This window comes from Paraburkholderia sp. J7 (genome assembly GCF_905220155.1).
Taxonomy (GTDB): domain Bacteria; phylum Pseudomonadota; class Gammaproteobacteria; order Burkholderiales; family Burkholderiaceae; genus Paraburkholderia.
In genome coordinates, this window is record NZ_CAJMYZ010000009.1 from 22193 (window position 1) to 48666 (window position 26474).

The following is a 26474-nucleotide window of genomic DNA, read 5'->3' on the forward strand; positions in this document are numbered from 1 at the left end:
CCACACCATGAGCACCACCAACCTGCACGACACCGACACCGACACTGCCAGCGTGCTCGATGCGCTCGCCTTCGCAAGCGCGAGCGAACAAGCCCGCGCGCTCTCCGAAGGCCGCGTGAGCGCACTCGAGTTGCTCGAACATAGCCTCGCGCGCATCGACCGCTTCGACGGCGTGATCAACGCGGTCGTCGTGCGCGACGACGAACGCGCCCGCGCCGACGCCCGTGCCGCGGACGCCGCGCTCGCACGCGGCGAGCGCAAGCCACTGCTCGGCGTACCCATCACCGTGAAGGAATCGTTCGATGCCGAAGGGCTCGTCACGACGGTCGGCAAGCCCGAACTGACTGAAAACCGCGCGCAGCGCGATTCAGCGGTGGTCGCCGCGTTGCGCGAGGCAGGCGCAGTCGTGATCGGCAAGACCAACGTGCCGCTCGGGCTCACCGATTTGCAGAGCTATAACGCGGTCTATGGCAACACCAGTAATCCGTGGGACCTTGCGCGTACGCCTGGCGGCTCATCGGGCGGCGGTGCGGCGGCCGTCGCGGCGGGCTATGTCGCGCTCGAAGTCGGCTCGGATATTGGCGGCTCCGTGCGTATTCCGGCGCATTTCACGGGTGTCTATGGGCACAAGGCGAGCTATGGCCTCATCGCCACGCGGGGCTCGGGCCTGCCGCCCGGCCGTCACGCACCACGCGATCTCGGCGTGGCCGGGCCGCTGGCGCGCTCCGCCGCCGATCTCGATCTCGCGCTCGGCCTGCTGCTCAACCGCGACCCGGAGTTGAACAAGGCTTGGCGCGTCACGCTGCCGCCGCCGCGCCACTCGCGGCTCGCCGAGTTTCGCGTGCTCGTGATCGATCGCTGGCCAGGCGTGGAGCCGAGCGCCTCGGAGCGGCTCGTTGTCGATCGAGTAGTCGAGCGCCTGAACGCGCAGCGCGTGAAATTCCAGCGCCCCGCCGATTTGCCCGATGGCCTGCTGCCCGATCTGCGCGCTTCGCACACGGTGTACCGGACGCTGCTCGGTTCATCGGCGGTGCAGCCGTTGCCCGACAAGACTGCGCAAGCGCGCCTCGCCGCCCTCGCGCACGACGACGACAGCCACGAAGCCGCCACGCTGCGCGCGCCTTCGATCTCGCATCGCGACTGGCTGGCCGCCAACGAGCGCCGTTTCGCGCTGCGCTCGCAATGGGAAGCGCTCTTCGAAGCGTTCGACGTGGTGGTCACGCCCGTCGCCCCCACGCCGGCTTTCCGCCACGATCACAGCGAACCCAAGGACCAGCGCGGGTTCGCCGTGACGTTCGCGGACGGCGTGCGTACGCTGCGTTTTAGCGACTTCTTCTACTGGGCCGGCTTGCCGGTGCTGCCGGGCCTGCCCGCGACGAGCTTCCCGCTGGGCCTGGACGACGACGGACTGCCGATCGGCGCACAGGCGGTCGGACCGTGGCTGGAAGATCGCACGCCGATCGCGTTCGCACGCCTGCTGGAAGATGCGTATGGCGGCTTCCAGGCGCCGCCGGGCTATGGCTCGGGCGAATGAGCGGCACGACTGCACGTCGCGCCGAGTGGCGGACACGCCGGCCGCGCGCTCAGGAGGCGGTCTGCGCCGCGAGCGGGCCGCCCAGGTAAGCGTCACGAATGCGCTCGTCGGCGAGCAGCGCGCCAGCCTCGCCCGAGAGCACCACACGCCCGGTTTGCAGCACGTAGCCGCGATGCGCGATCTGCAACGCGAGGCTCGCGTTCTGCTCGACCATGAAGAACGTCACGCCCTGAGCGTTGACCGTGCGGATCAGGTCGAGCACCTTGTCGACGTAAAGCGGCGACAGTCCCATCGTCGGCTCGTCCATGCACACGAGCCTCGGTCGGCTCATCAACGCGCGCGCCATCGCCAGCATCTGCTGCTCGCCGCCGGAGAGCGTGCCCGCGCGCTGGCTGAGCCGCTCCTTCACACGTGGGAACAACGTCAGCATGCGTTCGTAGTCCTCGGCAATGCCTTCGCGGTCGCGCCGCGTGAAGGCGCCCATCAGCAGATTCTCGCGCACGCTCATGTCACCGAACAGCCGCCGCGCCTCCGGCACGGAGGCGATCCCGCGGCGCACGATCTGTGCGGTGCTGAGCCCGTCGAGCGGCGCGCCGTCGAAGTTCACCGTGCCCGCGCGCGGCTTGTGCAGGCCGAGAATCACCTTCATGGTCGTCGATTTGCCACTCGCGTTGCCGCCTAGCAGGCAGACGATCTCCCCGCGCGGCACCTCGACAGTCACGCCGAAATGGACCTGACTCTGGCCGTAGAACGTGTCGATGCGCTCGAGTTTCAGAAGCGGCGTGGTCATGGCGCGGCGTTCGCGTGAAGCGTCGTTGAAAAGTGGAATGACGTGCGCCTCGCTCATAGGCCCACCGCACGCGATAGATCGTCGGCGCCGACATGGCGATGACCGAGATAGGCTTCGATCACTGCCGGATCATGACGCACCTCGTGCGGCGCGCCCGCTGCGATGACGCGGCCCTCGTCGAGCACGAGCACGCGGTCGGACAGCGTCATCACGAGTTCGAGTTTGTGCTCGATGAGCAGAATGGTCAGCCCTTCGCGCTTGAGATCGAGCAGCAGCGCGAGCATCTCGGCCGTTTCGGATTCGTTCATGCCGGCGGTCGGTTCATCGAGCAGCAGAATGCGTGGACCGAGCATCAACGCGCGCGCGATCTCCACGCGCCGCCGGTTCGCATAGGAGAGGCTATGCGCGGGCTGATCGACGCGCGGCGCGAGACGCTCGCCAAAGCGCGCGATCACGGCGTGCGCTTCGGCGCGCAGCGCCGCCTCCTCTCGCCTCACTGCGGGCGGCTGGAACAACGCGCGCAGCAATTCCACCACTGCCCCGGCAACCGGCAAGCCTTTGCGCGCGGCGTCAAGGCGTGCATGCGCGCCCATCAGGACGTTGTCGAGCACGCTCAGGTTGCCAAATACGCGGCCGTGCTGGAACGTGCGCGCGAGGCCGCGCGCGGCAAGCTGCTCGGGCGCATAGCCCGTTACATCCTCGCCTTCGAAGCGGATCACGCCTTCGTTGGGCATGTCGGCGCCCGCGAGCAGGTTGAAGAGCGTGGACTTGCCCGCGCCGTTGGGGCCAATCACGCTCACGCATTCGCCTCGCGCAATGGAAAGGCTCACGCCCGCAACCGCGGTCAGTCCGTCGAACCGGCGCGTGACATTACGCACGTCGAAGAGGATTTCGGCTTGCGCCGTGGAATGGATGGACATCGCAGATCCCCCTTCAGACCGAACCGAACAGACCCTGCGGCCTGAATCGCACGAGCAACAGAAGCACGACACCGTACACAAGCATTCGATACTCCGCCGCGAAGCGGAACAGCTCGGGCAGGCCAATGAGCGCCGTCGCGCCGATCAGTGCGCCCGCAACGTTTCCGAGTCCGCCCAGGATCACCATCGTCAGGCCGAGAATCGACACCTGCGAATCGAAAGTCTGGTAGTTGATATAGCTGTACAGGTGCGCGGCAATGCCGCCGCCTATCCCCGCCGCGAAGCCGCCCCACGCAAACGCAAGGGCTTTGTAGCGGTTCGGACGCACGCCGTACGCACGCGCGGCCACGTCGTCTTCGCGCACCGCGCGCCATGTGCGGCCCAGATGCGAACGCAGCAGCCGCAGTTGCAGCAGCGCGAGCACGATCAGAACGGTGAGCGTGAACCAGTAAACCTGGCGCGCGCCTTCGAGCGTCCAGCCGAAAAGCGAGAGCGGCGCGATCCCCGACACCCCGCTCGGGCCGCGCGTGAGACTGTCCCAATTGAGCACGATCAGTCCCACGATTTCGCCAATGCCGAGCGTTGCGATCGAAACGTAGTGGCCGCGAAGGCGGAACGACGGATAGACCAGCAGCGTGCCGAGCGCCGCCGTCAGCAATCCTGCCAGCACAATGGTCAACGCGGGCGTCCATCCGAAATGGGCGCTGAGCAGCGCCGAGGCATAGGCGCCGATCAACAGCAGCGCCGCGTGGCCCAGCGAGATCTGCCCCACGGTGCCCGCCACGAGCGTGAGACTCAGCGCGAGCAGGCCATAAATCCATGCGTTCGTGAGCGTTTGCAGCACATACGGCGAAGCGACCACGAACGGCAGCGCGGCCGCGATCACGATCAGGGCGGCGATCGCGGGCCTCGGCACGCTCAGCGCCCGCCGATTCGAAACAAAGGTGCCCGTGAGCGGCTCCGGCGGCAAGCGCCGGTTTGCGCTGAACAAGCCGTTGGGACGCCACACCAGAAACGCCAGCAGCAGCACGAACGCAAACAGATCGCGATAGCTCGTGCCAAAGAGCGCCACGCCATAGCTCTCCACGAGCCCGAGAATGAGGCTGCCCGCGATCGCGCCCGGCACATTGCCGAGCCCGCCGATCAGCAGCGCCACGACGCCTTTGAGCGTGGCCTGGAAGCCCATCGCCGGGTCGATGCTGTTGTAGTACATGCCGACGAGCAGCCCGCTCAGTCCGCCGAGGCCGCACGCGATGGCGAACACCGCACGGTTGACCGCGTTGACGTCGACACCCATCTGCTGCGCGGCGTCGCGGTCCTGGGCCGTCGCTCGCACGGCCCAGCCAAGGCGGCTGAAGCGCAGGAAGGCGTAGAGCACGCCGGCTGCACCGATGCCGATCGCCGCGATCAGCACGTCAAGCGAGCCCAGCGTGGCCCCGCCGATCGCGAGCGTCCAGTTCGGCAGCGGCGACGGCACGGGACGCGGATCGGGCCCGAAGGCGAGCTGCGCGAGCTGATCGAGCACGAAGCTGATGCCGATGGTGGCGAGCAGCGGTGCGATGCGCGCGGCCCCTTGCAGCGGACGCAAACCGATGCGCTCGATCGCCATGCCGAGCAGCGCGCATCCCGCCACGGTGGCAATGAGCGCGAGCGGCAACGGCAGGCCGAGCCGCGTGAGACACAGCCAGCCGATGAACGCGCCGACCATATACACGGAACCGTGCGCGAAGTTGATGAGGTGCGAGACGCCGAAGATCAGCGCCAGCCCAACCGCCAGCAACGCATAGATGTTGCCGACGATCAGGCCGTTGAGGGTGTAGTCAAGCCATGCGCTCATGGTCGCGGAGGTTCCGTATGGGAAGTGCGAAAAACACGGCGCCTACTGCGCGCGCAGCGCGCTCGCGCCGTCCCAGCGCGCGAACTTGCCGTCCTTGACGACGAGATCCTGATTCTTCGCGCCCGCCACGCGGCGCGTTTGCGGGTCGAAGCGAAAGCGCCCGAAGATCACGCTCGGCACATCGTCGATTTGCGCGAGGCCGTCATGCACAGCGGCGCGCGTCGCGCCGTAGCGGCGCAACAATTCACCCGCGAGGATCATCGCGTCGTAGGCGCGCGCGGCGAACGTGTCGGGATCGGCGCCGTACTTCGCGCGATAACGCTGCACGAAGCTCTGCACCTCGGGGCGCGGATCGCCGGGAAAGAAGTTCGACTCGGTATAGACGCCGTTTACGGTGTTCCCGCCGAGTTCGAGAAACTTCGGCGAATACACCGATCCGACGGCGGCAATGGGCAGCGTGACACCCGCGGTGCGCGCCTGGCGCACGATCTGCGCGCCGTCCGAGTAGTAGGAGATCAGCACGATCGAATCGGGGTTGGCGCTGCGCACGCGGGTGAGTGTTGCGCGGAAATCCTTTTCGTCGGGCGGGTAACCTTCGGCGGCCACGATCTGCGCGCCGTGTGCACGCGCGGCCTTCGCAAAGATGTCCTCGCTGGTGCGGCCCCAATCGCTATTCAGATAAAGCACGGCGATCTTCCTGAAACCAAGGCCGCCGGTTACGTATTTCGCGAGCATCGGCTGCTCCTCCGCCTGGCTGATCGCCGTGCTCCACATATAGTCGCCGCCCTTGGTGAAGTCGGGATGCGAGTTCGTGAAGCCGAACTGCACGAGCCCCGCGCGCTGATAGACGGGCGAAGCCGCCATCGAAGCGCCGCTCGAGAGGTCGCCCAGTTCCAGCAGGATGCGGCTGTCGCCCGCGAACTTCTGTGCGATGGCCACGGCCTGGCGTGGGTCGCTGCGGCTGTCTTCGAAGTCGTATTGCAGCGGGTGGCCATGAATGCCGCCGCTGCCGTTGATCTGATCGAGCGCGAGGTCGAAGCCGCGTTTCCACTGCTCGCCGTACTGGGCGTCCTGACCCGTGAGCGGTCCGCTCACGCCTACCCAGTATGGGTCGGCGGCGTGCGCCGCGCACGGCAGCGCAAGCGCGCCGAAGCACGCCAGCGCGCGCAGCCACCTGAATGACGCCAATGCGCCGCCCTCTTTGCCTACCCCGTTTGCCATGCTCTGTTCCCGTACAACGGATTGATGTGCCGAGATCTAATCACGCGGCAAAGAGGCGGACCAACCAAGTTTCGTGTCAAAGCTTTTAAGCGCGGCTGTGAAATGCTTATTCGCATTGCTGAAATGCGCTTTACGCCTGTTGAACGACGCGCCCGGCGCACTTCGCGAAGCGGAACCGGGCTCTTGCGAGCCGCATATCGATAGTTGAATCGCTTTGTTGTGCAGACGGTGGGCACGTTGGAGACTCGACAGGAAATCGCTTTCCATTCACGTGAACTCAACGAATCCACAAAGGAAGCACAGCCATGACAACATCATTTCGTGAGGCAAGACGCAAGCTGCTCGCCCGCCTCGCGGTAGCGCTCGTGCTCGCGCCAGGCGGCGCAGGCTTTCTCGCGTTTGGCACAAACGCGCAAGCCGCGGCTGCGACGGGCGAACCCGTCTGGTTCGGGGTGAGCGGTCCGCTCACGGGCCCGAACGCGCAGTACGGCGCCCAATGGCAAGCGGGCTTCGATCTCGCGCTCGACCAGATCAACGCGCAAGGCGGCATCAACGGTCATCCGCTGCGCTACGTGTTCGAGGACAGCCAGAGCGACCCGCGCCAGGCCGTCACCATCGCGCAGAAGTTCGTCTCCGATCCTCGCATCCTGATCGAGCTTGGCGATTTTTCGAGCCCGGCTTCCATGGCGGCCTCGCCGATCTATCAGCGCGCGGGCCTCGTGCAGCTCGGCTTCACGAACTCGCACCCTGACTTCACCAAGGGCGGCGACTATATCTGGAGCCCATCGGTCAGCCAGGCCGACGCGCAGCCGCTCATCGCCGACCTCGCCGTGAAGCAGGGCTTCAAGCGCGTGGCAGTGCTCTATCAGAACACCGACTGGGGGCGCGCCAGCAAGGACGTGTTCGTGAAGGCCGCCGACGCACGCGGTGCGCAGGTCATTGCCGCCGAAGGCTATCAGCCCACTGACAAGGACTTTCGCGCAACGCTCATTCGCGTGCGGGACACGCACCCGGATGCCCTCGTGCTGATCGCTTATTACGCCGATGGCGCGCAGATCGTGCGCCAGGCGCGCGAAAGCGGGATCGGCCTGCCGGTGGTCGCGGCGGGCTCCGTCTATTCACCGAAATTTCTCGAGCTGGGCGGCGACGCCGTGAACGGGGTGACAACGAACACGAGCTTCTTTCCCGGCGACCCGCGCCCCGAGGTTCAGCGCTTCGTGCAGGGCTTCAAGGCAAAATATCATCGGGACCCCGACGCGTTCAACGCCTACGCGTACGACGCGGCCATCATCGCCGCCTATGCGCTGCGCGCGGGCGGCACGACACGCCAGGGCGTGCACGACGCGCTACCGAAGCTGCACGACGTGCCGAGCGTGGTATTCGGCAAGGCGACCTTCGATCCGCATACGCGCCGTATCGACGGCGTGAAAAGCATCGACCTCGTGGTGCGCGAGCATCAATGGGCGTTGTTGCCCGTGCAGCAGACCGTTGCCGTCAGGCAGTAACAAAAAAGGGCGGCGCGTGGATGCATGCCGTGCGCCGCTTTGGCATCCAGCCGTCAGGACAGCCTCGGGCCGCCCGGGGCCGAGGTGAAAAGCCTGCGAAATTGGGCGGCACCCGAACGCGGCCCAATGTGACGTCCAGCGCAATGCGCCGATCCGGCGTATCGTTGGTGCTCCCTGTTTCCCGATGACGCCCTCGGCGCTCCACCATGAAACGTCAACGACAACTGCATCTCGGTGCCTTCATGCGCCCAGTCAGCCTGCATACCGGCGCGTGGCGTCATCCGGACGCGTGGCCGGACGCCAACTTCAACCTGACGCACCTGAGGCGCTGCATCCAGACGCTCGAACGCGCTCGCTTCGACGCATTCTTCATGGCCGATCATCTTGCAGTCCTGAACATGCCGATCGAGTCGCTCAAGCGCAGCCACACGGTGACGTCGTTCGAGCCGCTCACGCTGCTGTCCGCGCTCGCCATGGTTACCGAGCGCATCGGCCTCGTCGCGACCGCTTCGACGACGTTCGAGGCGCCCTATCACGTCGCGCGCCGATTTGCCTCGCTCGATCACTTGAGCGGCGGGCGCGCCGGATGGAATCTCGTGACCACTTCGAATCCGGACGCCGCCCTGAATTTCGGCCTCGACGAGCACGTGGAGCACGATGCCCGCTATCATCGCGCGCGCGAATTCTTCGACGTCGTCACGGGCCTATGGGACAGCTGGGCTGACGACGCGTTCGTGCGCGATGCCGAAAGTGGCCTGTATTTTGACCCGCAAAAGCTCCACGTCCTCGGCCACAAGGGCGAACATTTTTCCGTGCGCGGCCCGCTGAATATCGCGCGCCCGGTGCAGGGCTGGCCCGTCGTCGTGCAGGCCGGTTCGTCGGAGGCCGGCCGCCAGCTGGCCGCCGAAACGGCCGAAGCCGTGTTCACGGCGCAGTCGTCGCTCGACGCCGCCAAGCGCTTCTATGCCGACGTCAAAGGACGACTCGATGCGCTCGGCAGGCAGCGTGATCACCTGAAGATTCTCCCCGGTGCGTTCGTCGTGGTAGGCGATTCGCTCGAGCAAGCGCGCGAGAAGCGCGAGCGCCTCGATTCGTTCGTGCATTACGACAGCGGTATCGCATCGCTGTCGATCGCACTGGGCCATGACGTTTCGGGCCTGGAGCCCGATGGGCCGCTGCCCGAAATTCCTGAGAGCAATGCGAGTCGCACGTCCCGGCAACGTGTGATCGAAATGGCCCAAACTGAAGGGCTGACGGTGCGCCAGCTTGCACAACGCGTTGGCGGCTACTCCGGCTTGCAGATGACCGGCACGCCGGAGATGATCGCCGACGAAATGGAGCAGTGGCTTGTAGAGGAAGGCTCGGACGGGTTCAACGTCATGTTTCCATACCTGCCGGACGGGCTCGACGATTTCGCGCAGAAGGTCGTGCCCGAATTGCAGAGGCGCGGCATTTTCAGGCGCGAATACGAAGGGACGACGCTGCGCGAACATCTGGGCCTCCCGCGTCCGGACAACCGATTTTTCCCGGTGCGCGAGGCGACCTGAGATTCGCCTGAGTGCCCCGTGTCCTGCCGATGCCGCGCGACCCGCAACCGGGCGCATCGCGTCTCGCCTGCACGGGCGGCCAGCCAGTGTGTGCACGGCGCGCTTGACCCCGACAAACCGGTACGCCAAAAGCGCCGATTGCGCAATAAAGTGTCCGGCGAGGTCGTCCCTCTCCTGTGCTCCTCTTCAGGCTGACGGTCTGGTCCAGGATCCGTGAGGCGTATTGCTCTGATGAGTGATATAAAGATTGCTTACCCTGCTTCGTTAAGAAACAACCATCGAGAAGACTTTCTCCCGAAAGCGACCTGACCGGACTTTGCGGTCAAGCACAAGCAGGACGAGATCTCTGCCCTGCCGGTACAGGGTACCCTCTTCCAGCCGCTGCATGCGCTCGAATGGCTTGCCGCTACCCATGCTCGTTTCGAGGAACAGCGGCCATTCGTCCAAGCCCAGACAAAGATCCCTGGCAGGAATCGAATACTTCAGGAAGGAACGTGTAGGTTCAACGTCCTCCCAGTGAATAGTTTTGGGTTTGCAGTTCATGATCAGTATTGCTCAGGGTGGTGTCCAAGGGCGGCCATCGCATGAAAGGCCGCGTAGACCGGGTCCATCGTGGGCGACTTTTTTGCAGTGTCCGTCGATTGTTGCATGCGTGGCGCCCGGTCTTTGACGGGTGCCAGGCCACGCTTGAAATGGCGTTCGCCACTTCGGCTGTCGCGCTGCGAAACATGCACGTCGCCGCTCAACACTAGTGCCCTAAGCACGTTTGTTAGTCGCCGGCCAGCTACACCCGAGGCTGCCGCCAACTGCGCGACGCTCTGTTGCGCTCCATCAGCTAGCACATCCAGCAATCGCGCTTCCAGCGTCCCGACAAATTGTTGTTCGGTCGTCATCGCCCCTCCGTCTTTCAAGTTGATAAATCAACTATAATTGAAATTGTAAGTAATTTGTATGCGTCGGTGAGTCGCCAATGGCCGTTTAAATCTGGGTGTGGGCCTTCGGAAAACGCTGACCATGCACCCGCAAACGTGGGGAGATACCGCGGGCAGTTGTACCCCCGTAGGCAAGCATTGGTGTAGTGCCAGTCTGCAAGGCTGTTCAGAGCCGAAATACGTCCGCCCAGCGACGCATGCTCAGAGTGGCTCGTCATCGCCCGGCATCGGGGCACGCGCGACATGGACGCGCGGCAACGGTCTGTCCGAGCCACGCACGGCGGCTAGCAGAGGGTGACGGGAGAAGGAGGTCGCGAGTGCGCGCCTGCCTGGATCCTTCTCTGTATTCGCGCGAGTTGAAAGTTGGGGAAGCCGCGCCCAAAACGCATCGACCTGATTTTCGTCTTTGGCCCAAGACGTTACGAGACGAATCACAGAACGAATCGACGCCGAGATCTAGCAGATGCTCAGCGCCGTCAGCAGTCCCTTCGTCCAGTCAGGATCTGATAAACGCGAGAAGGTCGGGGTTGAGGACGTCCGCGTGGGTGGTCAGCATGCCATGCGGGAAGCCAGGGTATGCCTTCAGCGTACCGTTCGCGAGCAGGTCGACCGCGCGCGGCACCGAACTGGCGAACGGGACGATTTGATCGTCTTCGCCGTGCATGACGAGGACCGGCACACGGATCTTCTTCAGATCTTCGGTGTAGTCCTCCAGCCAGGAGAAGACGGTCTCATAGTGGGCCTGGGCGCTGCCGGCCATGCCCTGGCGCCACCAGTTCGCAATCACTGCCTCAGACGGCTTGGCGCCCGGGCGGTTGAATCCGTAGAACGGCCCCTCCGGGACTGCCCGGTAAAACTCCGACCGGTTGCCCAGCACGCCCGACTTAACCGCTTCGAACCACTCTTGCGGCTGACCGCCGGGGTTCGCGTCGGTTTTCACCATGTTCGGCGTCAACGAGGCCACCAGCACTGCCTTGGCGACCCGCTCCTGGTGGCGGGCGACGTAGCGGGCCACCTCACCGCCGCCGGTGGAGTGGCCGATGTGGATCGCGTCGCGGATATCGAGTTGCTCGGTCAGTGCAGCGAGGTCGGCGACCCAGTGGTCCATGTCGTTGCCGGTGCCGACCTGGTCGGACCGACCGTGCCCGCGCCGGTCGTGGGCGATCACCCGGTAGCCGTGGTGCAGGAAAAACGTCATCTGGGCGTCCCAGTCGTCGGCCGACAGGGGCCAGCCATGGCTGAAGAGGATCGGCTGACCGGACCCCCAATCCTTGTAGAAGATTTCTACCCCATCCGGGGTAGTGATCGTAGGCATCGCTGGCACCTCCTCTCGTGGTTTGTCCTGTGGCATCTCGCGGGGTCCACACCGTAGAACACGCTCCTGGGTATGCCGCCAGAAGCGTAGTTAATTTGTCAGCATCGCTGTAGGGAGTTTCAGCGGCGGTACGTTGGATACCGCACATTCCGTCTGGATTTTTTCAGTCCACCCGATCCCTGACTTTCGCCCCACACCGACCGGCTGGTATCTCAGACGAATACGGCATCGCCGGCCGCCGGTTCGTGCAACGGTGGCAGCCATAGGCCCATGTGCAGCTAACGGCGAAATCGGCGAGCGCGCGATCGGCCAGGAGGAGCCATACAATCACGTCGTCGCTTGTTGCAAGACCCTTAAATCCGGATGTTCCACAGCCGATGCGCTCAGGTTTGATTTGCTTCCGCGGAACGTCGGTTTGAGTGTCCTGCCAATACCGCGGTCGTCTTGATGACTTCAGACACGGAGTTGCTTCCTGGCCGAATGCCTCGTTGAGGGCCCGCATCGACAAGCCCCGGGCGAAACCATCATCGCCCGGATGTGGACATGTCTACATAATCGCACTGGCACTGGGTTCGAGCTCGGAGTGGTTTTCCCCTGCACCGGGCCGGATCTTGAACCAGATCGAATACATCGCCGGCAGAAACACCAACGTCAGAATCGTGCCGGCGAACGTCCCTCCTATCAGCGTATAAGCCAACGTGCCCCAAAATACAGAATGGGTCAGCGGAATGAAGGCGAGCATCGCGGCTAGCGCGGTCAGGATCACAGGCCTGGAGCGCTGGAGGGTGGCCTCCACCACCGCATCGAACGGCGTCATGCCCTCGCGCGCGTTCTGCTCGATCTGGCCGATCAGGATGAGCGTATTGCGCATCAGGATGCCGGAGAGCGCAATGAGCCCCACCAGCGCATTGATCCCGAAGGGCTGGTCGAACAGCAGCAGTGTCGGCACAACGCCGATCAAACCCAGCGGACTGGTCGCGAACACCATCATGGTCGCGGCAATCGAGCGTGTCTGGAAAATGATGATGAGCAGCGTCAGCGCGATCATGATCGGGAACAGGGGTGCGAGCGCCTTCGTCGCCTTGTTAGCTTCCTCGATGGAACCCGCCTCCTCTATCCGGTAGCCTTCTGGCAGCTTCGCGACAACAGGCTGAAGCTGCGCGAGCATCGCGGTCGACACGTCGGGCGGTTGCAGCCCCTCCGCGATATCGCCACGCACAGTGATCGTCGGCGTCCGATCGCGGCGGCGAAGAATCGGCTCTTCCATGCGGATATCGACCTTGCCGACCTGCGAGAGCGGCACGCGCTGACCTGCCGCGCCGATCAGCGTAAATCCGTCGATGCGCTGTGGATCGAGCCGGATGTCGCCCGCCGATCTCGCGACGAGTTCCACCGAACGAATGTCCTCGCGCACGTGCGTGACGGGAATGCCGGTCAGCAGGAATTGCAGTTGTTGTGCGACGGAGCTCGACGTCAAGCCAAACGCACCGAGTCGATTCTGATCCAGCGTGAAATGCACCGTGGGAACGCGCGGCCCCCAGTCGGCGTTCACCGTTCGCATCATCGGGCTCGCGTTCAGGGTCCGTTCGACCTGCGCGGCGATCGTGCGCAAGGTCTGGGAATCCGGGCCCATGACCCTGAACGCAACGGGGTAAGGCGAGTAAGGGCCGAACACCAGTTGGGTAACGCGCACCTGAGCCCCTGGCACCAGGCCTTCGGCAATCACTTTGCGCAGACGGAATTTGAGCGCCTCCCGCTGCTTCTCGTCATTCGTGCGGATCACCATCTTCGCGAAGGATGAATCCGGCAACTCAGGCGACATCGCCAGATAGAAGCGCGGCGCCCCCTGCCCAATGTACGACGTCACGATCTTCGCTTCCGGCTGCTTCGCGAGCCAGGCCTCGACTTTCTCCGTCGCCGCGGAAGTTTGTTCGATCGACGTACCGTAAGGCATCTGCACTTCCACGAGTACTTCCGGGCGATCGGAGGTCGGGAAGAACTGCTTTTTCACGAGTCCCATGCCCATCACGGCAATCACGAACGAGCCCACCACGATCCCCGCGACCAGCCACTTTCGCCGGATCACGCGCCCCAGGAACCGGCGAAAACGCTGGTAGTTCGGCGTGTTGTAGATCGCGGCGTGGCCGCCTTCGATCACGGGAATGTCGGGCAACAGCTTGACGCCGAGATACGGCGTGAACACAACGGCCACGATCCATGAAGTCATCAAGGCGATGCCGACAATCCAGAACATGTTGCTCGTGTATTCGCCGGCCGTCGACCGCGCAAAGCCATTCGGCATGAAGCCGACGGCCGTGACCAGCGTGCCCGAGAGCATCGGCGCCGCCGTGTGGCTCCACGCATACGCCGATGCCTGAACGCGGCTATAGCCCTCCTCCATTTTCACGACCATCATCTCAATGGCGATGATCGCGTCGTCGACAAGCAGGCCCAGCGCGAGAATCAGTGAACCCAGTGTGATGCGGTCGAAGCTCTTGCCCGTTGCGGCCATGACGACGAACACGCCCGCGAGCGTCAGCGGCACCGCAGCCGACACCACAATGCCGACGCGCCACCCCATGCTCGCGAAGCTCACGACCATCACCACGAGCAGCGCAACGAAGAACTTGATCATGAACTCGTCGATCGCCGAATGAATATTGACGGCCTGATCGGTCACCTTCGTGAAACTCATCCCGAGCGGCAATCCGGCGTTGATCGACGCGACTTCCGTGTCGAGCGCCTGCCCCAGGCTGAGTCCGTTCCAGCCGTCCCGCATCACGACGCCAAGCAGTAGCGCCGGTTCGCCGTTATTGCGAATCTGGAAGCTAGCCGGGTCTTCGTAACCGCGCTCGACGCTCGCCACGTCCGAGAGCTTCAAGGTTCGGCCCTGAATGACGATGGGCGTGTCGCGGATGGTCTGCAGCTTGTCGAAAGCCCCTTCGACACGAATGAAAACCTGCGCGCCTTTGGTATCGATCGACCCCGCGGGCGTCAGCACGTTCTGGTTATTCAGGGCTGCGAAGATGTCCTGAGGCGTCACGCCGAGCGTCGCGAGGCGGTCGTGCGAAAACGAAACATAGATTCGTTCCGCCTGCTCGCCGATAATGTTCACCTTCTTGACGCCCGGCACATGAAGGAGCCGCTGGCGCAGTCCCTCTGCGTCGCGCACCAGCAATCGTTGCGGCTCGCCTTTCGCCTTGAGCGCAAACAGCGCGAACGTCACGTCGGAATACTCATCATTGACGAGCGGACCGATCACGCCGGGCGGCAGGCTGCCCGCTTCGTCGGAGAGTTTTTTGCGCGCCTGATAGAACTCCTCGGGAACGTCCGCGGGTGGCGTGCTATCGAGCAAGGTCACGGTGGTGAAAGCCAGCCCCGGACGCGTATAGGTCTCAGTACGGTCGTACCAGCGCAACTCCTGCATGCGCTTCTCGAGCGGCTCGGCCACCTGATCCTGCATTTCCTGCGCGGTAGCGCCCGGCCATGCTGTGATGACCGTCATCGACTTGACGGTGAATGGCGGGTCTTCGGCCCGCCCCAGTTTGAAGAAGGCAACGACGCCTGCGATGGAAATCAGAAGGATCAGAAACAGCGTGACCGAGCGCTCCCGCACCGCAAGCGCAGATAAATTGAAGCCGCTCATTGCGCGGCTCCTTGCCGGGAGACCGACGCCGTCGACACGGCATCGTGGGCGAGGCGCACGCGTTCTCCGTCGTGAATCAGCTGGGCGCCGAGCGCAACGACCTGGTCGCCTTCGTGAAGATCGCCGGTCACCGTTGCAGTGTCGTCGCTCAAGGCGGTGACACGAACCTTGTGCCAGCTCGCCCGCGCCTGCGATCTGTCGACGGTCCAGACGCCCGTGCCCGTGCCCGGGTCGAACAAGGCGCCGACCGGCACTTCCATCGCGGCCGGTCCCTGGCTGGCATCGCCGGCCAGATCGATGGTCACGGTCGCACCGAGCGGCGCATTCGACAGCGCGCCCTCGAGTACGTACCTTGCCTCGTAGGTCCGCGTCAGCCGGTCGGCCGAATCGGAGAGCTGACGCAAGGCGGCGGGCACCGGCTTCTTGTCCGCGCCATACAGCGTCGCCTCGGCAATCGAGCCCGGTGCGGGACGCAGCGTCTCGGGAAGCTGGACGACGGCCTCGCGGGGCCCGGCATGCGCGAGACGCACGACGATCTGCCCCGGCGCAACCACTTGACCCGGCTCTGCCAGCGTCTCTACCACCACGCCGTCGGCGTCCGCCACGAGAACGGCGTATCCGGACGCGTTGCTGGCGAGCGCCGCCTGCGCCTTCGCCGCGACGAGCTGCGCCCTCGCGGCATCGGCGGCCGCCTTGAGCTGCTCATAGGTCGACGCCGACACCGCGCCGGCCGCAACGAGATCCCGATAGCGCGCCTCGTCGGCGGCCGTCTGCGTGGCGCGTGCCTGTGCGGCATCCACGAGTTCCTGCTGCGAGCGGGCCTGCAATCCCAGATCAATCGGGTCGATGCGCATCAGCGGCTGGCCGCGCTTGACCGATTGGCCCACGTCGACCAGACGCTCAATGACCTTTCCCTGCACCCGGAAGCCGAGATCGCTCTGAACGCGAGCGCCCACGACGCCCGAAAACGACCGGCTTGCGCCCGACGCGCCGTGGACAGCGCTTGTCTGCACGAGCGGCGCCTCAGTACGCGGATCAGCGGCAGGCCGCTCGCCGCACGCCGCGAGGGCGAGCGAAACCAGGCTCAGTGCGCAGACAAAATGATGGTGCCGGAACATGAGGTCGCCCCTCGCAAAGAACAGGAGGCCTCATTTTGATTCCAGTGACCATATCAGTCAATAGTCACTATCAAATTTATGGAGCAAGACTTCTGAGTACCAGGCTCGCGAGCTGAACCGTTGCCTCGTCGGCAGCATCGAGGTTGTACTGGAGCAGCAAAGGATTGAAGTAAGGCTTCATCACCAGAAAGATCGCATTCACGGCCTCGTCCAGTGGCGTCTTGCGCTCGAATTCGCCGGTTTCGCGTCCGAGCCGCAGGATATCGGCAATGAGTTGCCGGATCTGTTCTTCATAGCCTGCGACAGAAGGCCAGGGCGAGCCGGCCGCCACGGCGGCGATATCGTAGAGCTTGCGATCCTGGAAGAAAAGCTGGCTTCCTGCTGCCAGCAAGGTCTTGAACATACGTCGAAATTTTTCCGTCGCGCTGTGCGCGTCGTCGACGTTTTCGCTGACGGCCGCAATCATGGCGGCGAGGCGATTGGCGCAGATGACTTCGCCGATCGCCTGTTTCGAGTCGAAAAATTTGTAGATATAGGCCTTCGAAAACCCGATTTCCTTCGCAAGGTCGGAGACCGTGGTCTTTTCATAGCCGTAGCGACTGAAGTATTCCGTTGCGGCTTCGACGATCTGGGCACGAACTTCGTGGTCTGAGGGGCCACGGGACGGGGAGGCGGTGGGAATGGGCTTGTTCATGTCTCAAGCTTAGCCCCTCACCCAGCAGTTGACAACTTGTGACCATATTGTATATTGGTCACACTTTCACCGCTTCCGATGTCGCTCCCGAGATGATCATGTCTTTGCGCCGTCCACTCGCTCTCCTGACTAGCGTCGCCGCCCTTTCGGCCTGCGCCGTGGGTCCCGACTACCATCGCCCGGATGCGCCGCTGGCGCAGCGCTATGCGACCCAGCCGCCGTCCGCCAGCGCTGCAAAGGCTCCGGCTGCCGATCTGTCAGCATGGTGGGAAGGCTTCAACGACCCGCTGCTTACGCACTATGTTTCTCTGGCGCTGGCCCAGAATCTGGACCTGGCCCAGGCCGTAGCGCAAATCGCTCAGGCGCGCGCGCGCCTCGGCACGGCCAACGCCGCGCTGCTTCCCTCTGCCTCGGTTTCGGCCTCGGCGGCGCGAGCCTACCAGTCGGTCGACACGCCGGTGGGCCAGTTGCTCAATGCCACGCCGGGTTACGAGCGCTGGGGCACCGAGTACGAAACCAACCTGGAGGCCGGTTGGGAGATCGACATTTTTGGCGGCCTGCGGCGCCAGCGTGAAGCCGCGCTCGCCGACTATTCGGCGACGCAGGCGGCGGCGGTCGCCACCCGGCTCGCCGTCGCGGCCCAGACTGCGGATATCTACGTCACGATACGCGGCCTCCAGGCGCGTCTGGATATCGCAAACCGGCAGGTGCAGACACAGCAGGCGCTGCTTGCGGACGTGCAACTCCTGTATTCGAAGGGTGCGGCCGCCGACTATCAGGTTCAGCAGGCGCAAGGCTCGCTCGACCAGGTTCAGGCCAGTGTGCCCGTCCTCGATGCGGCGCTGGATGCAGCGTCGAATTCCCTCGACGTGATGTTAGGTGCGCCGCCCGGCACGCACCGGGCCGAGTTGAACCCGCCGTCGTTGATCCCTGTTGCGCCCACGCTCGCAGATTTGGGCACGCCGGCCGAACTGCTGCAAAGACGTCCCGATCTGATCGCCGCAGAACGTCACCTCGCCGCCGCCAATGCGCGCATTGGCGCTGCGATCAGCGAGTACTACCCAACGATCTCGCTGAACGCCTTCCTCGGCAGCGCGACCGCGGCCGCGGCCGGCACGTTGTTCTCGGGCGGCGCCAGCCAGGCGGCCGGGCTCGTCGGGCTGCGCTGGCGCCTGTTCGATTTCGCGCGCATCAACGCCGATGTCAACGAGGCGAAAGGCGCCGACGAGCAAGCGCTCGCGGCTTATCGCCAGTCCGTCCTCCGAGCCACCGAGGACGTGGAAAATTCGCTTTCGTCATTGGTGAATCGCGAAGCACAAGCGGCCACGCTGACGCACGCGGAATCGTCCTTATCCAAGGCCAAGGACTCGTCGATGACCGCGTACCGGAGCGGCGCGGCGAGCTTCATCGATGTATTGCACGCCAACGAAACCCTGCTCCAGGCCGCCGACGCGCGCGCGCAAGCGCAAACGGAATCCGCGCATGCAGCGATCTCGACGTTCAAGGCGCTCGGCGGTGGCTGGGATCCGGTCTCGCTCCAGATTCCGCCGTCGCTGTCTTCGCGCTGACGAAGCCACCCGGTGGTGGAGCGCGCAACGAAAATCGATACGAGCCTTGCGACCATCGCTTCGGACTGCGGCTTTTTCGCTCAGAGCCAGTTTTCGCGGGTGTTCTCGCGCCTCGAAGGGTGCGGGCCGAAGCACCGGCGCCAACAGAAGCGATAGCGTCGTGTATGCGCAAGCGTCGTTATCGACGCTTGTACGTCCGCGCGATGCTCGCCGACACACAACGCGCCGGATTTCCCTCGCCTTCGCCATTCCCCTGCAACACGAGCGACGGCAACAGATGCGCGAAGACCGCCCGCGATTTGTCCATCGAATCGTTGTTTTATCCAAGATCGGTCTGGCACCCAACAGGTACGCTTTCTCCACATCGACGAGTCGATGCCTCCGCCCCTCATCGCCCGTTGATCGAGAGGCCACCGCAGCGCGGCAGTTTCGTCACTCGCCGCGCCCGCAGCAATAGCACGCTGATTTGCCCGTAAAGCCTCGCGCGTGCGCCAGCCTGGAACGCTACGGCGCTGCGCCGGTCCCGCACAACCTTCCTGGAGTCGTGGCATGACAAATCGCGATACGTCTACGCGTCTTGATCACGCAACGGGTGCGCCCGTTGTCGACAATCTGAACATCGAAACGGCCGGGCCGCGTGGTCCCGCGCTGCTGCAGGATATCTGGCTGATCGAAAAGCTCGCGCACTTCGACCGCGAGGTCATTCCTGAACGACGCATGCACGCCAAAGGATCAGGCGCCCACGGCGTATTCACCGTCACGCACGACATCACGCAGTACACCAGGGCGAAACTCTTTTCGGAAATTGGCAAGACCACGCCGGTATTCCTGCGCTTCTCGACCGTGGCCGGCGAGCGCGGCGCCGCCGACGCCGAGCGCGATATCCGGGGCTTCGCAGTGAAGTTCTACACGGAAGAAGGGAACTGGGACATTGTGGGCAATAACACGCCGGTGTTCTTTTTCCGTGACCCGCTGCGTTTTCCCGACCTCAACCATGCGATCAAGCGCGACCCGCGCACGGGACTGCGCAGCGCAAACAGCAACTGGGACTTCTGGACGCTTTTGCCGGAGGCGCTCCACCAGGTCACGATCGTCATGAGCGATCGAGGTATTCCGCGCAGCTATCGTCACATGCACGGATTCGGCAGCCATACGTTTAGTCTTATCGATGCCGACAATCGCCGGACGTGGGTAAAGTTTCACCTTCGTACGCAGCAAGGCATCGAAAATCTGACCGATAGCGAAGCCGAGCACCTTGTGGGCAAGGATCGCGAGACGCATGGCCGCGATCTTTATGAAAGCATAGAGCGCGGCGACTTTCCTCGTTGGACGCTCTTCATTCAGGTGATGAACGACGATGAGGCCAGGTCTCTGCCATTCAATCCGTTCGATCTCACCAAGGTCTGGCCGAAAGGCGATTTCCCCTTGATCGAGGTGGGCGTTCTCGAATTGAACCGCAACCCCGGCAACTTTTTCGCCGAGGTCGAACAGGCAGCCTTCTCGCCCGCGAACGTGGTCCCCGGGATCGGCTTCTCGCCCGACAAGATGCTCCAGGCGCGCCTCTTCTCCTATGGCGACACGCAACGGTATCGGCTCGGCGTGAACTTCAATCACATTCCCGTCAATGCGCCGAAGTGCCCCGTCCACAGCTACCACCGCGACGGCGCCATGCGCACCGACGACAACCTCGGCGGCACACCGTCTTACTACCCAAACAGTTCCGGCGAGTGGGAGGTGCGTCCCGAACTTCACGAACCGCCGCTGCGAATCGACGGCGACGCCGCCCATTGGGACCATCGCGTGGACGTGGATCATTTCGCGCAGCCCGGCGATCTGTTTCGTCTGATGAACGAGGCGCAGCAGCAGTTGCTGTTCGATAACACCGCTCGCCAGATGGCCTCCGTTCAGGCGCATATCCAGGAACGCCACATCCTCAATTGCTCGAAGGCCGACCCCGAGTACGGCGCGGGCGTTCGCGAGGCCCTCGCAAGACACAGGGCGATGACTGCAACGAAGTAGCAGACCATTCGCGCGCGGCGTCTGCCAGGACGTCAACGCGCGCTCACATCTCGATGGAGAAACGTCATGTCACAGTTCGTTCAGGATGTCTCCGTACCCGACAGTCAGCTCGCACGGGAAATTACCGAGTTCGTGCGCGACACGTCCAGCCCGCTGCTCTTTCATCATTCGAGCCGTGTGTATTTGTTCGGCGCACTGGAGGGCCTGCGCCGCGGCCTGAAATTCGACCCGGAACTGTTGTACGCGGGCGCCATGTTTCATGACGTGGGCCTGGCCGGTGCGTACAGCAGCGCCACCGAGCGATTCGAAGTCGACGGGGCCAATGCAGCCCGCGACTTTCTCTCGGCCCGGGGCATCACCGCGAGCGACATCGATCTCGTCTGGACGGCCATCGCATTGCACACCACGCCCGGTATTCCGCGCCATATGCACCCGATCGTCGCGCTGGTGACGGCCGGTGTCGAGATGGACGTGCTCGGACTCTCCTACCACGAGTATTCCCACGAGGAACGCGAAGCCGTGACGCACGCGCATCCGCGCCCGCCCCACTTCAAGGAGGCAATCATTCAGGCCTTTTACGACGGCATCAAACACAAACCGGAGACCACCTTCGGCAACGTGAAAGCCGACGTGATCGCCGACAAGGAGCCGCATTTCCATCGCGGCAATTTCTGCTCGGTGATTCGCAATTCGCCGTGGCCGGGCTAAAGAAAAAGTCCTGCGGGACGATACGCGGCGATTCGTGCTACGCCATGCGATTGGCACTTCGATATCGCGACGCCGCATCGGCCCGGGGTGGCAGAAAACATTGGCGATCGCATCGTACGCGACGCGACGTCGGCTTCTATCAGCGGATTCATTCACACTGAGGTGAAAATCATGAGCAAGCTTGCAGGGAAAGTGGCGGTTGTCACCGGCGCGTCGAAAGGGATCGGCGCGGCCATTGCGAAGTCGCTTGCGGCAGAGGGAGCGTCGGTTGTCGTGAACTACGCGAGCAGCAAGAGTGGCGCGGATGCCGTGGTGTCCGCCATCACCACGGCCGGAGGCAAGGCGATTTCCGTGGGCGGAGACGTATCGAAGGCCGCCGACGCAAAAGGCATCGTCGAGGCGGCAATCGAAACCTATGGCCGCCTCGACATCCTCGTCAACAATTCCGGCGTCTACGAATTCGCGCCTATCGACGCGTTCACGGAAGCGCAATACCGCAAACAGTTCGACATCAACGTGCTCGGTGTTTTGCTCACCACGCAGGCTGCCGTCAAGCATCTTGGCGAGGGCGCAAGCATCATCAACGTCAGTTCGGTCGTCTCGACGCTCACGCCCGCCACGACCGCCGTGTACAGCGGCACCAAGGGAGCGGTCGATTCCATCACCGGCGCGCTCGCACGCGAACTCGGGCCGCGCAAGATTCGCGTGAACACGATCAATCCAGGCGTGATCGTGACCGAAGGCGCACAGCTCGCCGGAGTGATCGGATCGGAGTTCGAAAGTTCGGCGGTCAGCCAGACGCCGCTCGGGCGCGTGGGCAGACCGGACGACGTGGCGTCGATCGCGGTTTTCCTCGCCTCCGACGATGCAAAGTGGTTGACGGGCGAACATATCATCGCCAGTGGCGGGATGCGATGAGGCAGGTTCGCGTAACTGCGCACGCATGGTCGTTCTCCTGGAATCCGCAAAACAAACGTCACGTTCGTTCTGGATTCCGCGGGTTTTAGTGTGTTGCCACGTCTAGTTGAAGTGTGACGACCGAGCGGCGCTGACACAAAATGAGCACGCGCGCGCTTAACGGTAACGCACACTCGCAGGTCACCTCCCTCCCGCCCGGTCAGTTATAGCAAGCCTGGCGGCGACTCCGGGCGCCGGCCGTCAGCCATTTCAGACGACGGCGCCCGGTTAGCGCAGCAGTAATAAAATTCGGTTAGATTAACGATTCCTTCTTTTCACCTGATACCCCGCAACGGCAGAGCCGTCGGCACGGTCCCTTCGCGAGCGAGATCGATGAACGAAAGAAGCCCTGTGGATCTGAACCCGCCGTCTCTGGAGGAGGCGCTCGCCAAGCGGTTCAACCTGCTGGAAGCGCCGACCGTGCGCGCAGGCATCGTTTCGCAAGGCCCCCCGATCTCTTTTTCGAGGCTGACAAACGACCGGCCGCAACCCGGACGCTCTCTGACGCCACAACCGGAAGAGGCATTCGTCTTTCAAATTCCGCTTATTGCGTGTCCGGATTCCGACGTACGTTGTTCAGGTGCAAGCGTCTACGGGTCGACATCCTGCGTACCGGGCTACAGCTATCTGCTTGATCTGCGCGCGGGGCCGACGCGCCGGCTCGACTTGCCATTCGACAATATCCGGCTCTATCTCTCGCAGAGCACGATCGAGGAGTTCGCCTGGCAAAAAGGGCGACGGCGCATCGGGGGTCTCATGCAACGGGAATTCGGCGCGAGCGACCCTGTCCTGTATCGCCTTTCACAAACACTGCAGGCTGTTCTGGAAAAATCGGACACGGCGAGTTCATTGTTTGTCGACTACATCGCCCTCGCCTTTTGCGAGCACGTGGTGATGCGATATGGCAACGCCAATAGATCGAACCGCCCTCGCCGCGCTGGACTCGCGCCGTGGCAGATGCGGCGAATCGAAGAATTTTTCGACGCTCACCTGCACGGCAATCCGTCCATTCTCGACCTCGCGCGCCAGTGCAACCTCTCCACGAGCTATTTCACCGATGCGTTCAAACAGACAACCGGGCTCACACCCCATCAGTGGCTGCTGAAGCACCGGATCGAACGAGCGAAATCCCAATTGCGCGAGACCGACGCGAGCCTTGCCACCATCGCGTCCAACTGCGGCTTTTTCGACCAGAGCCACTTCTCACGTGTGTTTTCGCGCCTTGAAGGGTGCGGGCCGAGGGAGTGGCGTCAGCACAATCGCAGACGCTAGGTTCACGCCAACATCGCCGTTGACAGCTTCGAAGCCGAACCCGTTCGACTTTTGCAGCAACCGCCCGTGGTTTGTCCAACGTATCGTCGCTTCGTCCAAGACCACCCCGGTTCCGGCAGGTACGCTGGGCATCCAGAACGCCGGTTTCAACAGGGCGAACTATTCGAAATCGCTGATTCGGCCCGATGGCCGTATTGCTCTGCCTGAAGTATCCCTTCCATTTTTATCAACAAGGAATACGTAATGAGCTATTTCAAGTCCACGGACGGCACCGAAATTTTCTACAAAGACTGGGGCACCGGCACCCCGATCGTCTTCTCCCACGGCTGGCCTCTCTGTGCCGACGCCTGGGATGCACAGATGCTGTTTTTCGGATCCAAAGGCTATCGCGTCATTGCGCATGATCGCCGCGGTCACGGCCGCTCCGGTCAGCCGTGGGAAGGCAACAACATGGATCATGTATGCCGACGACCTCGCAGCGTTATTAAATCATCTCGATCTAAAGGGAGCGGTCCTGGTCGGGCATTCGACCGGCGGCGGCGAGGTCGCCCATTACATTGGGCGTCATGGAACAGGGCGCGTCGCGAAGGCGGTGCTGATCGGAGCCGTTCCGCCCATCATGCTGAAGACTACGGAAAATCCCGGGGGTCTGCCGATGGACGTATTCGATGGACTTCGTGCCGGAGTCGTCAACAATCGCTCGCAGCTCTACAAGGATCTGGCCGTCCCCTTCTACAACTTTAATCGTTCGGGTGCGCAAGTGTCACAGGGGACGATTGATGCCTTCCAGGTTCAAGGGTTGATGGGCTCGATCAAAGGACAATTCGATTGCATTCGTGAATTCTCCGAAGTCGACTATACGGAGGATTTGAAAAAAATCGACGTCCCCCTCCTTATTCTGCATGGCGACGACGATCAGATCGTCCCCATCGACACATCGGCGCGACGATCGGTCGAAATTGCCCCGAATGCAAGACTCAAGGTTTACCCCGGCGGTTCGCACGGCATGGCCACGATAAACGCGAACGCAGTCAACCTGGATCTTCTCGAGTTCCTGGAAAACTGAACAGTTTGTCTGCGATGGTGTGCCTGTATAGCGATCCATACAGGCCTCGCGCAACAAATTGCAGCCCCGCCGAGGCTCGCGGGCGAGACAGAGGAGACGTCGCGTGGATCGATCACTTGAACACGCCATCGAGATCATCGTTCAGACTCGTGCCGGTCAACAAAGGATGCCGGTCGTCCGGTCGTTTTTTGACGAGGCCACGTTCACCGCGAGCTATGTCGTCCATGATCCGATTTCGCTTGCGGCAGCGATCATCGACCCCGTGCTCGACTTCAACGCGCCAACCTGCCGATATTCATCGAAGTCCGCCGAGGCCATCGTTGCGTATATTGAATCCGAGGGCCTTTCGACTGAATGGCTGCTCGAGACCCATGCGCATGCGGATCACCTGTCCGCCGCGCCTTACCTGCAGGCTCGTGTCGGCGGCACGCTCGCAATCGGGCGTGCCATAACGACGGTGCAGCAAATCTTCGGCGACCTGTTCAACGCCGGGCCGGAGTTTGCGCGCGACGGCTCGCAGTTCGATCATCTATTCGATGACGGCGAGGAATTCATAATCGGCTCGATCGGGTGCAGGGTGCTTGACGCGCCTGGCCATACGCCAGCCGGTGTCGCCTACGTAATCGGTGATTCCGTATTCTGCGGCAATACGTTGTTCATGCCGGACTATGGGACTGCAAGAACCGACCTGCCCGGCGGAGACGCGCGGCAACTTTTCCGCTCCATCCGGCGCTTACTCTGCCTTCCCGACGAAGCGCGACTTTTCTTGAGTCACGACTACAAAGCACCCGGCCGCGACACCTATGCCTGGGAAACCACCATCGGGGCCGAACGCATCGCAAACGTACATGCTCGTGATGGGATCACAGAGGGCGAGTTCGTCGCGGCACGCACCGCACGAGATGCAACGCTGGCCTTGCCGAAGCTGATTCTTCAAGCGATGCAGGTGAATATGCGGGCCGGTGCACTTCCACCTGTGGAAAGCAACGGCAAGCGCTACCTCAGAATCCCGCTGAACACGATCTGATGCAGTCGGCTTCAGACAAGGAGAACGTCATGGACTACATCGACACCCTGATGCGCCGTAACGTCGAGTTTGCCGAAAAGAGCTTCAATCCTGACCTCCGGATGATGCCGACAAGCAAAACGTTAATCATTGGATGCGTAGACCCGCGCGTCGATCCCATGGATATATTCAAGCTCGCGCCCGGCGAGGCGGGGATCTTCCGCAACGTCGGCGGTCGAGTGAATCCTGCTGTATTTGAAACGCTCGGGATTCTTCGCACAGTAGCCGTTGCCGCAGGTGGGGACATTGGCCCCGACTGGAACCTCATCGTCTTGCACCATACCGACTGCGGCATTAAGCGGTGCTACTGTCATGAACCGCGGCGCCTGGCAGCATATATGGGTGTGGCGATAGATGAACTCGCAAGCCTGGAAATCAACGACCCGTATAAAGCTGTGGCGCTCGATGTGGCAGCCTTCCGGGCGAACACCGGTGCCTTCGGGGGGTACACGGTCTCGGGTCTGGTCTACGACGTTGAGACGGGCAACGTCGAGATTGTTGTTCCACCTTCTCGAACACGGTCAAACGCGGGCTAAACTCTCCGCGCAGAAAACAGGTTCGGCTTCGCGCTGCGCGTCTCGACGCCTTGTCGTCGTCTTCCCGAGCGGCAGGTGGTCGCTGGCAACCCAAGCGCAAGTGCATACTGAATCGGTGGCATCGGCAAGATGCCGCCGCCGGTTGCCAGGTCGCCACCGCGCACGCATGAAACCGCGCACGGACAGCCCGACGGCTTCGAGGCCACTCTGAACGCGCTCGAGC

The 26474-nt window shown here is 63.1% G+C and carries 20 protein-coding genes and 1 pseudogene; 11 read left to right on the forward strand and 10 right to left on the reverse strand.

Annotated features, from left to right (window positions below):
- The first annotated feature begins 7 nt into the window (after positions 1-7).
- On the forward strand, positions 8-1534 hold the full coding sequence (locus U5A58_RS16155) for an amidase (RefSeq protein WP_321962177.1): 1527 nt from the start codon (positions 8-10) through the stop codon (positions 1532-1534).
- A 49-nt stretch (positions 1535-1583) separates the two neighbouring features.
- On the opposite strand, the gene U5A58_RS16160 is transcribed toward U5A58_RS16155, so the two are convergent.
- The 4 genes from U5A58_RS16160 to U5A58_RS16175 are packed head-to-tail and all read right to left on the reverse strand — an operon-like array spanning position 1584 to position 6302.
- Complete coding sequence (locus U5A58_RS16160) at positions 1584-2324, reverse strand: ABC transporter ATP-binding protein (RefSeq protein ID WP_321962178.1); 741 nt, start codon at positions 2322-2324, stop codon at positions 1584-1586.
- A 53-nt stretch (positions 2325-2377) separates the two neighbouring features.
- Positions 2378-3244, reverse strand: a complete 867-nt coding sequence (locus tag U5A58_RS16165) for an ABC transporter ATP-binding protein (protein ID WP_321962179.1) — start codon at positions 3242-3244, stop codon at positions 2378-2380.
- Between the two features lie 13 nt (positions 3245-3257).
- Positions 3258-5081, reverse strand: a complete 1824-nt coding sequence (locus U5A58_RS16170) for an ABC transporter permease (protein WP_321962180.1) — start codon at positions 5079-5081, stop codon at positions 3258-3260.
- Between the two features lie 42 nt (positions 5082-5123).
- Complete coding sequence (locus tag U5A58_RS16175) at positions 5124-6302, reverse strand: ABC transporter substrate-binding protein (RefSeq protein ID WP_321962181.1); 1179 nt, start codon at positions 6300-6302, stop codon at positions 5124-5126.
- 305 nt (positions 6303-6607) lie between these two features.
- On the opposite strand from U5A58_RS16175, the gene U5A58_RS16180 reads away from it, so the two are divergent.
- Both U5A58_RS16180 and U5A58_RS16185 read left to right on the forward strand, forming a co-directional pair.
- Entirely contained in the window at positions 6608-7807 is a 1200-nt protein-coding gene (locus U5A58_RS16180; RefSeq protein ID WP_321962182.1) for an ABC transporter substrate-binding protein, read from the forward strand.
- Between the two features lie 206 nt (positions 7808-8013).
- Entirely contained in the window at positions 8014-9354 is a 1341-nt protein-coding gene (locus U5A58_RS16185) for an LLM class flavin-dependent oxidoreductase (protein ID WP_321962183.1), read from the forward strand.
- Between the two features lie 264 nt (positions 9355-9618).
- Here the strand turns inward: U5A58_RS16185 and U5A58_RS16190 are convergent, their stop codons facing one another.
- From U5A58_RS16190 to U5A58_RS16215, 6 genes are all read right to left on the reverse strand, one after another.
- Complete coding sequence (locus U5A58_RS16190) at positions 9619-9897, reverse strand: hypothetical protein (RefSeq protein ID WP_321962184.1); 279 nt, start codon at positions 9895-9897, stop codon at positions 9619-9621.
- Between the two features lie 2 nt (positions 9898-9899).
- On the reverse strand, positions 9900-10247 hold the full coding sequence (locus U5A58_RS16195) for a hypothetical protein (RefSeq protein WP_321945697.1): 348 nt from the start codon (positions 10245-10247) through the stop codon (positions 9900-9902).
- 535 nt (positions 10248-10782) lie between these two features.
- Complete coding sequence (locus U5A58_RS16200) at positions 10783-11601, reverse strand: alpha/beta hydrolase (protein ID WP_321962185.1); 819 nt, start codon at positions 11599-11601, stop codon at positions 10783-10785.
- Between the two features lie 547 nt (positions 11602-12148).
- On the reverse strand, positions 12149-15247 hold the full coding sequence (locus tag U5A58_RS16205) for an efflux RND transporter permease subunit (protein WP_321962186.1): 3099 nt from the start codon (positions 15245-15247) through the stop codon (positions 12149-12151).
- Positions 15244-16365, reverse strand: coding sequence for an efflux RND transporter periplasmic adaptor subunit (locus U5A58_RS16210; protein ID WP_321962187.1), 1122 nt, complete (start codon positions 16363-16365; stop codon positions 15244-15246). Before U5A58_RS16210 ends, U5A58_RS16205 begins: the two co-directional genes overlap by 4 nt.
- Positions 16366-16441: 76 nt before the next feature.
- On the reverse strand, positions 16442-17059 hold the full coding sequence (locus U5A58_RS16215) for a TetR/AcrR family transcriptional regulator (RefSeq protein ID WP_321911192.1): 618 nt from the start codon (positions 17057-17059) through the stop codon (positions 16442-16444).
- Between the two features lie 98 nt (positions 17060-17157).
- Here U5A58_RS16215 and U5A58_RS16220 point away from each other — a divergent pair, with 98 nt between their 5' ends.
- The 8 genes and pseudogenes from U5A58_RS16220 to U5A58_RS16255 all read left to right on the forward strand — a co-directional run bounded on the left by U5A58_RS16220 (position 17158) and on the right by U5A58_RS16255 (position 26251).
- Complete coding sequence (locus U5A58_RS16220; protein ID WP_321962188.1) at positions 17158-18627, forward strand: efflux transporter outer membrane subunit; 1470 nt, start codon at positions 17158-17160, stop codon at positions 18625-18627.
- Between the two features lie 549 nt (positions 18628-19176).
- Entirely contained in the window at positions 19177-20646 is a 1470-nt protein-coding gene (locus U5A58_RS16225) for a catalase (protein ID WP_321962189.1), read from the forward strand.
- A gap of 66 nt (positions 20647-20712) precedes the next feature.
- Positions 20713-21354 carry an HD domain-containing protein gene (locus tag U5A58_RS16230; protein WP_321962190.1) on the forward strand — a complete coding sequence of 214 codons (642 nt, stop codon included), beginning with the start codon at positions 20713-20715 and terminating at the stop codon, positions 21352-21354.
- 171 nt (positions 21355-21525) lie between these two features.
- Positions 21526-22272, forward strand: coding sequence for a glucose 1-dehydrogenase (locus U5A58_RS16235; RefSeq protein WP_321962191.1), 747 nt, complete (start codon positions 21526-21528; stop codon positions 22270-22272).
- A 996-nt stretch (positions 22273-23268) separates the two neighbouring features.
- Positions 23269-23583 (forward strand): AraC family transcriptional regulator, encoded by a 315-nt coding sequence (locus tag U5A58_RS40850; protein ID WP_415764311.1) that lies wholly within the window; start codon positions 23269-23271, stop codon positions 23581-23583.
- 243 nt (positions 23584-23826) lie between these two features.
- A pseudogene (locus tag U5A58_RS16245) lies at positions 23827-24649 on the forward strand (alpha/beta fold hydrolase).
- A gap of 103 nt (positions 24650-24752) precedes the next feature.
- A complete protein-coding gene (locus tag U5A58_RS16250; protein WP_321962193.1) occupies positions 24753-25676 on the forward strand; it encodes an MBL fold metallo-hydrolase in 924 nt (307 codons plus the stop codon).
- A 29-nt stretch (positions 25677-25705) separates the two neighbouring features.
- Entirely contained in the window at positions 25706-26251 is a 546-nt protein-coding gene (locus tag U5A58_RS16255) for a carbonic anhydrase (RefSeq protein WP_321911203.1), read from the forward strand.
- Positions 26252-26474 lie beyond the last annotated feature (223 nt).

Coding starts and splice junctions, on each gene's coding strand:
- U5A58_RS16155 (WP_321962177.1), top strand. CDS start 8: ATGAGCACCACCAACCTGCACGACACCGACACCGACACTGCCAGCGTG.
- U5A58_RS16160 (WP_321962178.1), bottom strand. CDS start 2,324: ATGACCACGCCGCTTCTGAAACTCGAGCGCATCGACACGTTCTACGGC.
- U5A58_RS16165 (WP_321962179.1), bottom strand. CDS start 3,244: ATGTCCATCCATTCCACGGCGCAAGCCGAAATCCTCTTCGACGTGCGT.
- U5A58_RS16170 (WP_321962180.1), bottom strand. CDS start 5,081: ATGAGCGCATGGCTTGACTACACCCTCAACGGCCTGATCGTCGGCAAC.
- U5A58_RS16175 (WP_321962181.1), bottom strand. CDS start 6,302: ATGGCAAACGGGGTAGGCAAAGAGGGCGGCGCATTGGCGTCATTCAGG.
- U5A58_RS16180 (WP_321962182.1), top strand. CDS start 6,608: ATGACAACATCATTTCGTGAGGCAAGACGCAAGCTGCTCGCCCGCCTC.
- U5A58_RS16185 (WP_321962183.1), top strand. CDS start 8,014: ATGAAACGTCAACGACAACTGCATCTCGGTGCCTTCATGCGCCCAGTC.
- U5A58_RS16190 (WP_321962184.1), bottom strand. CDS start 9,897: ATGAACTGCAAACCCAAAACTATTCACTGGGAGGACGTTGAACCTACA.
- U5A58_RS16195 (WP_321945697.1), bottom strand. CDS start 10,247: ATGACGACCGAACAACAATTTGTCGGGACGCTGGAAGCGCGATTGCTG.
- U5A58_RS16200 (WP_321962185.1), bottom strand. CDS start 11,601: ATGCCTACGATCACTACCCCGGATGGGGTAGAAATCTTCTACAAGGAT.
- U5A58_RS16205 (WP_321962186.1), bottom strand. CDS start 15,247: ATGAGCGGCTTCAATTTATCTGCGCTTGCGGTGCGGGAGCGCTCGGTC.
- U5A58_RS16210 (WP_321962187.1), bottom strand. CDS start 16,365: ATGTTCCGGCACCATCATTTTGTCTGCGCACTGAGCCTGGTTTCGCTC.
- U5A58_RS16215 (WP_321911192.1), bottom strand. CDS start 17,059: ATGAACAAGCCCATTCCCACCGCCTCCCCGTCCCGTGGCCCCTCAGAC.
- U5A58_RS16220 (WP_321962188.1), top strand. CDS start 17,158: ATGTCTTTGCGCCGTCCACTCGCTCTCCTGACTAGCGTCGCCGCCCTT.
- U5A58_RS16225 (WP_321962189.1), top strand. CDS start 19,177: ATGACAAATCGCGATACGTCTACGCGTCTTGATCACGCAACGGGTGCG.
- U5A58_RS16230 (WP_321962190.1), top strand. CDS start 20,713: ATGTCACAGTTCGTTCAGGATGTCTCCGTACCCGACAGTCAGCTCGCA.
- U5A58_RS16235 (WP_321962191.1), top strand. CDS start 21,526: ATGAGCAAGCTTGCAGGGAAAGTGGCGGTTGTCACCGGCGCGTCGAAA.
- U5A58_RS40850 (WP_415764311.1), top strand. CDS start 23,269: ATGCGGCGAATCGAAGAATTTTTCGACGCTCACCTGCACGGCAATCCG.
- U5A58_RS16255 (WP_321911203.1), top strand. CDS start 25,706: ATGGACTACATCGACACCCTGATGCGCCGTAACGTCGAGTTTGCCGAA.